9 protein-coding genes and 4 tRNA genes are annotated in these 7,661 nt (G+C 50.5%); 11 read left to right on the top strand and 2 right to left on the bottom strand.

Translation table 11 applies throughout. The annotated features are described in order from the left end of the window. The first annotated feature begins 23 nt into the window (after positions 1-23). From Q0510_RS23670 to nusG, 7 genes are all read left to right on the top strand, one after another. Positions 24-106: transfer RNA gene (locus tag Q0510_RS23670), tRNA-Tyr, on the top strand. A 62-nt stretch (positions 107-168) separates the two neighbouring features. Beyond that, positions 169-241: transfer RNA gene (locus Q0510_RS23665), tRNA-Gly, on the top strand. Between the two features lie 18 nt (positions 242-259). Then, positions 260-331 (top strand) — tRNA-Thr (locus Q0510_RS23660). A 221-nt stretch (positions 332-552) separates the two neighbouring features. After that, a complete protein-coding gene (gene tuf / locus Q0510_RS23655) occupies positions 553-1,740 on the top strand; it encodes an elongation factor Tu (protein ID WP_298717382.1) in 1,188 nt (395 codons plus the stop codon). 111 nt (positions 1,741-1,851) lie between these two features. Further along, positions 1,852-1,922, top strand: a tRNA-Trp gene (locus Q0510_RS23650). Between the two features lie 134 nt (positions 1,923-2,056). After that, a complete protein-coding gene (gene secE / locus Q0510_RS23645; RefSeq protein WP_298717379.1) occupies positions 2,057-2,251 on the top strand; it encodes a preprotein translocase subunit SecE in 195 nt (64 codons plus the stop codon). Then, on the top strand, positions 2,251-2,826 hold the full coding sequence (gene nusG / locus Q0510_RS23640; RefSeq protein WP_298717376.1) for a transcription termination/antitermination protein NusG: 576 nt from the start codon (positions 2,251-2,253) through the stop codon (positions 2,824-2,826). The genes secE and nusG overlap by 1 nt, the downstream gene beginning before the upstream one ends. Positions 2,827-3,072: 246 nt before the next feature. On the opposite strand, the gene Q0510_RS23635 is transcribed toward nusG, so the two are convergent. Further along, the gene (locus tag Q0510_RS23635) at positions 3,073-3,633 is read right to left on the bottom strand and encodes a DUF1579 domain-containing protein (RefSeq protein ID WP_298717374.1); all 561 of its coding nucleotides are present in this window, start codon (positions 3,631-3,633) and stop codon (positions 3,073-3,075) included. A gap of 74 nt (positions 3,634-3,707) precedes the next feature. Continuing rightward, positions 3,708-4,760 (bottom strand): lactonase family protein, encoded by a 1,053-nt coding sequence (locus Q0510_RS23630; RefSeq protein ID WP_298717372.1) that lies wholly within the window; start codon positions 4,758-4,760, stop codon positions 3,708-3,710. 411 nt (positions 4,761-5,171) lie between these two features. On the opposite strand from Q0510_RS23630, the gene rplK reads away from it, so the two are divergent. The 4 genes from rplK to rplL all read left to right on the top strand — a co-directional run bounded on the left by rplK (position 5,172) and on the right by rplL (position 7,413). Beyond that, the gene (gene rplK, locus Q0510_RS23625) at positions 5,172-5,615 is read left to right on the top strand and encodes a 50S ribosomal protein L11 (RefSeq protein WP_298717369.1); all 444 of its coding nucleotides are present in this window, start codon (positions 5,172-5,174) and stop codon (positions 5,613-5,615) included. Between the two features lie 45 nt (positions 5,616-5,660). After that, complete coding sequence (gene rplA / locus Q0510_RS23620; RefSeq protein ID WP_298717366.1) at positions 5,661-6,350, top strand: 50S ribosomal protein L1; 690 nt, start codon at positions 5,661-5,663, stop codon at positions 6,348-6,350. A 69-nt stretch (positions 6,351-6,419) separates the two neighbouring features. Further along, on the top strand, positions 6,420-6,962 hold the full coding sequence (gene rplJ / locus Q0510_RS23615) for a 50S ribosomal protein L10 (protein ID WP_298717363.1): 543 nt from the start codon (positions 6,420-6,422) through the stop codon (positions 6,960-6,962). A 76-nt stretch (positions 6,963-7,038) separates the two neighbouring features. Beyond that, positions 7,039-7,413, top strand: a complete 375-nt coding sequence (rplL, locus tag Q0510_RS23610) for a 50S ribosomal protein L7/L12 (RefSeq protein WP_298717360.1) — start codon at positions 7,039-7,041, stop codon at positions 7,411-7,413. Positions 7,414-7,661: the final 248 nt, after the last annotated feature.

The raw sequence follows: 7,661 nt of genomic DNA, 5'->3' as shown, positions 1-7,661 counted from the left end.
GGGAATGGTAGTGATACCGATCCGGGCAGGTTCCAGAGCGGCCAAATGGGGCGGACTGTAAATCCGCTGTCTTTCGACTTCACAGGTTCGAATCCTGTCCTGCCCACAAAAAAGAAGCAAGCTTTGCGGAGAGTGTCTGGGAGCAACGTAGCAGAGGCAAAGCGATGTGCGGGAGTAGCTCAGTTGGTAGAGCGACAGCCTTCCAAGCTGTAGGTCGCGGGTTCGAACCTCGTCTCCCGCTCTTAAAGGCACCATCAACGCTGTTGTAGCTCAGGGGTAGAGCACTTCCTTGGTAAGGAAGAGGTCGTGAGTTCAATTCTCATCAACAGCTCAAAAAGTTTCGGATGCTGGGAAACCGGAAAGTCCTTCTGGGAAATTTCCGTGGCCGGTATCCGAAATTCGAAGTTTAACGCAGCCGGTAAGCTCAATGGATGAGCGTTCTGCCAGTAAGCGGAAAGGAGCGGGTTCAATTCCTGCGGCGGGCTCCAGTTTGTAATAAGTTAACAACTAATAAAGCAATAAACTTTACAAACCATCTTAAAAAAAAATACAATGGCAAAAGAAACCTTTAAGCGGGATAAACCCCACGTTAACATTGGTACCATTGGTCACGTTGACCACGGTAAAACTACCTTGACTGCTGCCATTACTACAATTCTGGCAAACAAGGGCTTGGCTGAGAAGAAAGGATATGATGAGATCGACGCGGCTCCTGAAGAAAAAGAAAGAGGTATCACCATCAATACAGCACACGTAGAGTATCAGACTGCAAACCGTCACTATGCTCACGTTGACTGCCCTGGCCACGCTGACTATGTGAAAAACATGATCACCGGTGCCGCCCAGATGGACGGTGCTATCCTGGTAGTAGCTGCTACCGACGGTCCGATGCCCCAAACGAAAGAGCACGTACTGCTGGCCCGCCAGGTAGGTGTTCCCCGTATGGTTGTATTCATGAACAAAGTTGACCTGGTGGACGACGCCGAGTTGCTGGAACTCGTTGAGATCGAGCTGCGCGAACTGCTGTCTTCCTATGGTTTCGACGGCGATAATGTTCCCATCATCCAGGGTTCCGCTACCGGCGCTCTCGCTGGCGACCCCCAGTGGATCGCTAAGATCGAAGAACTGATGGAAGCTGTAGATACTTACATTCCCCTGCCTCCCCGTCCGGTTGACCAACCGTTCCTGATGTCTGTGGAAGACGTGTTCTCCATCACCGGTCGTGGTACTGTTGCTACCGGTCGTATCGAGCGTGGTCGTATCAAAGTTGGTGAGAACGTTGAGATCGTAGGTCTGCAAGCAGAATCTATGAAATCTACCTGCACCGGCGTTGAGATGTTCAAAAAACTGCTGGACGAAGGTGAAGCTGGTGACAACGCCGGTCTGCTCCTCCGCGGTATTGAGAAAACTCAGATCCGTCGCGGTATGGTTATCTGCCAGCCCGGTTCTATCACTCCCCACACTGACTTCAAATGCGAAGTATACGTACTGAGCAAAGAAGAAGGTGGCCGTCACACTCCGTTCTTCCAGAAATACCGTCCTCAGTTCTACTTCCGTACTACGGACGTAACTGGTGAGGTTGAGCTGCCGGCAGGTGTTGAAATGGTTATGCCTGGTGATAACATCGGCCTGACTGTTAAACTGATCCAGCCGATCGCTATGGAGAAAGGTCTGAAATTCGCTATCCGCGAAGGTGGCCGTACCGTAGGTGCTGGTCAGGTGACTGATATCCTGAAATAATCGGTAGTTTACTACTGAGAAAATAAAAAAAAGCCATCAGTTCTTACGTAAGTAATCTTCGAAAGATTATCTTTACAGACGGTGAAAGCGAAAGGTGCTGATGGCTTATACACGGGCATGGTGCAACGGTAGCATACGGGTCTCCAAAACCTTTGATCTGGGTTCGAATCCTAGTGCCCGTGCGGATTAAAAAATTAAATTGCCGGAAAGTTAAATTGCAGATTTCTTATACAATAAATCCGCAATTTCCCTTGAAGGCAATTTTTATCGTTCATAACAGGATTGTTTTTTAACTTCAGTCCCAAGAAAAAATCACATGAACAAAGTCACCAACTACTTCAGAGAATCCTACCACGAACTGGTACATAAAGTATCCTGGCCTACCTGGAAGGAACTGCAGTCCTCCACCATGATCGTACTGATCGCCACCATCATCATCACGCTGATGGTTTGGGGAATGGACACGGCGTCCCACCTGGTTTTATCGCAATACTATAAACTGTTTCAATAATGGATGAAGCCCAAATCCCCACTCAGCCCGCTCAGGAAACCAAATGGTACGTGCTGCGCGTGGTAAGTGGCAAAGAGAAGAAAGTAAAGGAGTACCTGGATATCGAGATTCGCCGCAGCGATTGGGCTAATGTCATCACCCAGGTTTTCCTGCCCGTGGAAAAAGTTTATAAAGTGCAGGCTGGTAAAAAAGTAATGCGCGAGAAAAACTTCTACCCCGGTTACGTGATGATCGAAGCCATCGAAGGCAAAATGAACGACGAAGTGATCCAGGCTATCCGCAACGTTTCCGGCGTGATCCACTTCCTCGGTAAAGAAAAGCCCATCGCCCTCCGCAAATCCGAAGTCAATAAAATGCTCGGTAAAGTAGACGAAATCTCCGATCAGGGCCTGACCATGAGCGAACCGTTCATCGTCGGCGAAACCATCAAGATCATCGACGGCCCTTTCAACGACTTCAATGGTGTCATCGAAGAAGTACTCGAAGACAAGAAGAAACTGAAAGTAACCGTGAAAATCTTCGGCCGCGCCACTCCGGTAGAGCTGAACTTTATGCAGGTAGAAAAAATCAGCTAAGCTGCTTTTCACCATATTCAAAGAGGTTGCCTCCCCGGCAGCCTCTTTTTTTATACCCGAAATCATAACCCCGCTGCATAGGAGTTTTTCGAAAGACTTCGGATATAGTTTTATGCAGATACCCGCGCTGGCGCCTTATTCTTACAATTGCAGCTTCCTGGCAGCCATTGTTCACTTCACGGTCAGCAACAAAAAACGGCCGCGCAATCACGCAGCCGCCTAAAAATTTGAAAGCCTTCCAGGCACTTACTTCCGCGTCAGCTTCATTTCCATACTCTTAAATTCTTTCCCGTCCTGCATCATGTACATTTCCATCATCTGGGTGTTATCGTCCACCCATTTGAAAACCTCACGGATGCCGAGCGGCTTGCCCATGGGGTCTGTTGACTGACCAGTGAGCGTCAGTGTGTGGGCCGCCTCGTCCAGCTTGCCTTCCAGCATCATGATGCCGGTACCCATATTGTCGTACCAGATCGATTGGAACACTTTCTTGGCGTTGTCGTAGGCCGTAAGCCCATGGCCCTCGAACTGCATGCCGCCCATGTCGCCCGTATGCACGGATTCCTGGTAACGGTCGCCCAGGACCATCCGGTACACGCAGGTGCCGGTGGATTTGGAGGAAGGCCCGTCGGGCGCCATCCAGAAAGTAATATCGGTGTTCCAGGTGCCGGTGGCCATGGCCATCATTTTGTGCATGGGGCCGGGCGTCATGTAATCCATCCACGCTTTTTGCGCGGCTTCGTCCTGTGCGTTGGCGGATAAAATGGTGCTGCAGGCGAGGAGCATAAACAAACATATGCGTTTCATAACGAAGGGGGTTTAATGTCCCTGAAGTTACGAAATACCTGTATCGGCAACTTTATGCCTGTTGCGACATGCAATTACCGCATAGGTTGCAGGCAAACGGCATTCGGCACCGCCACCGTGTTGCCGGTGTTGGTCAGCTGGCCGGTTTCTGCGTTTCTGCTGAAAATGGAGATTTGCCCGCTTTTCTGGAGGCCGCAAAAAAGCAGGGAGCCGTCGGCCGAAAGGCAGAAATTACGGGGCTCTTTGCCGGGCAGCGCCTGGTGGCCGGCGGGTTCGAGGCCGTTGTTGGTGACACGGAAAATGGCGATTTGGTGGACGTCGCCGCGAAGAGAGGTGTAGAGGAATTTGCCGTCGGGGGAAAGGTGGATGTCGGCGCCGCTGGGATTATCGCCTTTATAACCTGGGGGCGTGGCGGGAAGGGTTTGCCGGGGCGTGAGGCTGCCGTTCTCATATTTGTAAACCTGTACCTGGCCGGTAAGTTCGAGGACGACGAAAAGCTGTTTGCCGTCGGCCGAGAAGGCCATATGCCTCGGTCCTCCGCCGGGAGCGGTGGTGGCGAAGGGTTGCTTCGCGGGGCTGAGGGGGCGTTGGGCGTGGGAGGGTTGGTAATTATATATATAGATGCGGTCGGTGCCGAGGTCGGCAGCCAGGAGATATTGACCGTCGGGGGAGAAGATGGCCGAGTGGGCGTGGGGCGCTTCCTGGCGGTCTTTATTGGGCCCGGTGCCGCTGAAATGCAGGCGTTGAATGGCAGGGCGCGGGATGCCGGCGGGGTCCGTTGGGAAAATGGTGAGGCTGCCGCCGCCGTAGTTGGAAACGACGAGGTGGCGGTTTTGCGGGTCGGCGGTGACGTGGCAGGGGCCGTTGCCGGCGGGTTGCGGGGCACCGGCCGGGGCGAGGGTGCCGTTGTCGGCAATATGGTAAGCCTGGATAGCGCCATTTTCCACTTCGGAGACGGCGTACAGGATCCTATGGACGGGGGAAACGTGGAGGAAAGATGGATTGGCGATGCCGCTGAGGGTGTGGGCGGGAGCGATGTACGGTGGCTGGTTGCTCAGGTTGAGAATGTGGATGCCTGGTGCGGAGGCATCGGCATAGGTGCCGACGAACATAAAGGTATTTTTCATGCCGGATGGTGGATTTGGGTTTGCGTGGAACAATAGTGTGAGCAGTAGCAATAGCATGTGGATAAGTCTTATAGGGGATAAATTTATAAAAAAGGCGGGATGGATGGGGAGAAAATAATGGAAGGTGAGGCGGGCGGGAGGGGAAAGCGGGGGAAAATCCGTATCTTTGCAGGGCTCGGTATGGAAGATATATCTCTTTCATTTACAACCCCTTAGTCATAGTACAATTTTCCTATCTCCGGATAATAGCAAAAAAAATGCCGAAGTCCAAATAATTTTTGCTAATCAATTAATTATTACCTACCTTTGCATCCCCCTTAAAATGTCTTTTAACGAACGACTTTTGAGTTTTGGGAGTTTCTGCTTCCGGGAACGGAAGGGGAGACGTTTAACCAAATTAAAAACAACACAATGGCAAAAGAGATTGCAACGTATGTGAAATTGCAGGTAAAGGGCGGCCAAGCCAACCCTGCTCCTCCGATTGGCCCTGCTTTGGGTTCGAAAGGTGTGAACATCATGGAGTTCTGCAAACAGTTCAATGCCCGCACCCAGGACAAAATGGGCAAGGTATTACCGGTGTTACTGACTGTTTACACGGACAAATCCTTTGATTTCGTTATCAAAACTCCTCCGGCTCCGGTTCAACTGATGGAAGCCGCGAAGATTCAGAGTGGTTCCAAAGAGCCTAACCGTAACAAGGTGGGTAAAGTACCCTGGGATCAGGTAGAGGCTATCGCGAAAGACAAGATGCCTGACCTGAACTGCTTTACGCTGGAAAGCGCCATGAGAATGGTGGCTGGTACTGCGCGCAGCATGGGTATCACCGTAGACGGTAAAGCTCCCTGGGAAAACTAAATTGTTCACCCTGTGCAAGCAGGAAAAACGTAAAACATTCTGAAAATGGCAACGAAAAAAAGAAAAGTAGCTGACACGAAGGTGGACAAGAACAAGTCTTACAGCCTGAAAGAGGCGTCCGCACTCGTAAAAGATATCAACTGCACGAAGTTCGACTCTTCTGTCGACCTGCATATCCGTCTGGGCGTAGATCCCAAGAAAGCTGACCAGGCAATCCGTGGTTCTGTAACACTGCCCCACGGTACTGGTAAAACCAAGAAGGTACTGGTACTCTGCACGCCTGATAAAGAAGCTGCTGCAAGAGAGGCTGGTGCCGACTTCGTAGGTCTGGATGATTTCATCGCGCAGATCGAGGGTGGCTGGACCGATGTTGACGTGATCATTGCGACGCCCGCAACGATGCCGAAGATCGGTAAGCTGGGTAAGATCCTGGGCCCCCGTAACCTGATGCCGAACCCGAAGACCGGTACTGTTACCAACGACGTGGCAGCTGCTGTAAACGAGGTGAAAGGCGGTAAGATCACCTTCAAGGTAGATAAAGCTGGTATCATCCACGCTTCTATCGGCCGTATTTCTTTCGCTCCCGAGAAGATCGAGCAGAACAGCCAGGAGCTGATCAACGCGATCATCAAGCTGAAACCGGCTACTGCGAAAGGTACTTACCTGAAAGGTCTGAGCATGGCGGCGACCATGAGCCCGGGCATCGTAATCGACACTAAATCTGTTCAAAACTAATTGACGGCCGTTGGTGCCGGAGCCGTGAGGCTGTGAAGGCAGTAAGTCGTCAATGCTAAATAAATTGCAATGAACAAAGACCAGAAAAATGAAGTGATTGAGCTGCTGAAAGGCAAGTTTACTCAATATAACAACTTCTATATCACCAATACAGAGTCGCTGACGGTAGCGCAGGTGAACCACCTGAGAAGGGTTTGTTTCGACAAGAACGTGGAAATGAAAGTGGCGAAGAACACCCTGATCAAGAAGGCCCTCGAGAGCCTGGACGGTGAGAAATATCAAGGTATCTACGAAGCGCTGAACGGCGTAACGGCCCTGATGTTCTCCGACAGCCCGAAAGAGCCCGCCGTGATCCTGAGCACTTTCCGCAAGGCGAACGCGAAACTGGAGAAGCCCGTTCTGAAAGCTGCATTCGTGGCTGACGAGATCTTCCTGGGCGACGACCAGCTGGCTAACCTGGTGAAAATCAAGACCAAGAACGAGCTTATCGGCGAAGTTATCGGTCTGCTGCAATCTCCTGCAAAGCGCGTAATCGCTGCCCTGCTCGAGAAAGGCAAGAAAGAAGAAGGTGGAGAAGCCGCTGCAGAAGTAGCTGCTCCCGCAGCCGAGTAATCGGTTACAACATTGGCTTCCAAGTCACAATATATTCTAATTCAACATTTTAAAACATTACAAAAAATATCATACAATGGCAGACGTAAAAGCATTAGCTGAACAATTAGTAGGTCTTACTGTTAAGGAAGTACAGGAACTGGCAGACGTTCTGAAGAACGAATACGGTATCGAACCTGCTGCTGCTGCAGTTGTTGTAGCTGCTGACGGTGGTGGCGGAGCTGCTGCTGCTGAAGAGAAAACTGCGTTCAACGTAGTTCTGAAATCCGCAGGTGCAAGCAAACTGAACGTAGTTAAGGTTGTAAAAGACCTGACTGGCCTCGGTCTGAAAGAAGCCAAAGAACTGGTTGACGGTGCTCCGAAATCAGTGAAAGAAGGCGTTAGCAAGGCTGAAGCAGAAGATCTGAAAGCGAAGCTGACTGAAGCTGGCGCTGAAGTTGAAATTCAGTAATTCTTTGCTTAATATACATTCTTTTTAAGGTCAAAAAGTGCTCCGGTACTTTTTGGCCTTATGCCCTTTGGGTACGTATCTTTCCCAGGATGGCCGGCAAACGGGAAATTACCGGTCGCGATGGTTGAAATACAATAATTTGGATGTTTTTGGCAAAGAATCGTTAATTTCCCTTATTCAATACAAGTCATATTAACTGCTAACTTCGAATATGTCTCTAAAAAAAGCCCAAACTAACGAAAGAGTAA

Source organism: uncultured Chitinophaga sp. (genome assembly GCF_937874145.1).
Taxonomy (GTDB): domain Bacteria; phylum Bacteroidota; class Bacteroidia; order Chitinophagales; family Chitinophagaceae; genus Chitinophaga.
This window is presented reverse-complemented; position numbering and strand designations above follow the sequence as displayed.

Excerpts from the sequence above, each read along its gene's own strand:
- rplK (WP_298717369.1), top strand. The coding sequence starts at position 5,172 with ATGGCAAAAGAGATTGCAACGTATGTGAAATTGCAGGTAAAGGGCGGC.
- Q0510_RS23635 (WP_298717374.1), bottom strand. The coding sequence starts at position 3,633 with ATGAAACGCATATGTTTGTTTATGCTCCTCGCCTGCAGCACCATTTTA.
- Q0510_RS23630 (WP_298717372.1), bottom strand. The coding sequence starts at position 4,760 with ATGAAAAATACCTTTATGTTCGTCGGCACCTATGCCGATGCCTCCGCA.
- secE (WP_298717379.1), top strand. The coding sequence starts at position 2,057 with ATGAACAAAGTCACCAACTACTTCAGAGAATCCTACCACGAACTGGTA.
- rplL (WP_298717360.1), top strand. The coding sequence starts at position 7,039 with ATGGCAGACGTAAAAGCATTAGCTGAACAATTAGTAGGTCTTACTGTT.
- rplA (WP_298717366.1), top strand. The coding sequence starts at position 5,661 with ATGGCAACGAAAAAAAGAAAAGTAGCTGACACGAAGGTGGACAAGAAC.
- rplJ (WP_298717363.1), top strand. The coding sequence starts at position 6,420 with ATGAACAAAGACCAGAAAAATGAAGTGATTGAGCTGCTGAAAGGCAAG.
- nusG (WP_298717376.1), top strand. The coding sequence starts at position 2,251 with ATGGATGAAGCCCAAATCCCCACTCAGCCCGCTCAGGAAACCAAATGG.
- tuf (WP_298717382.1), top strand. The coding sequence starts at position 553 with ATGGCAAAAGAAACCTTTAAGCGGGATAAACCCCACGTTAACATTGGT.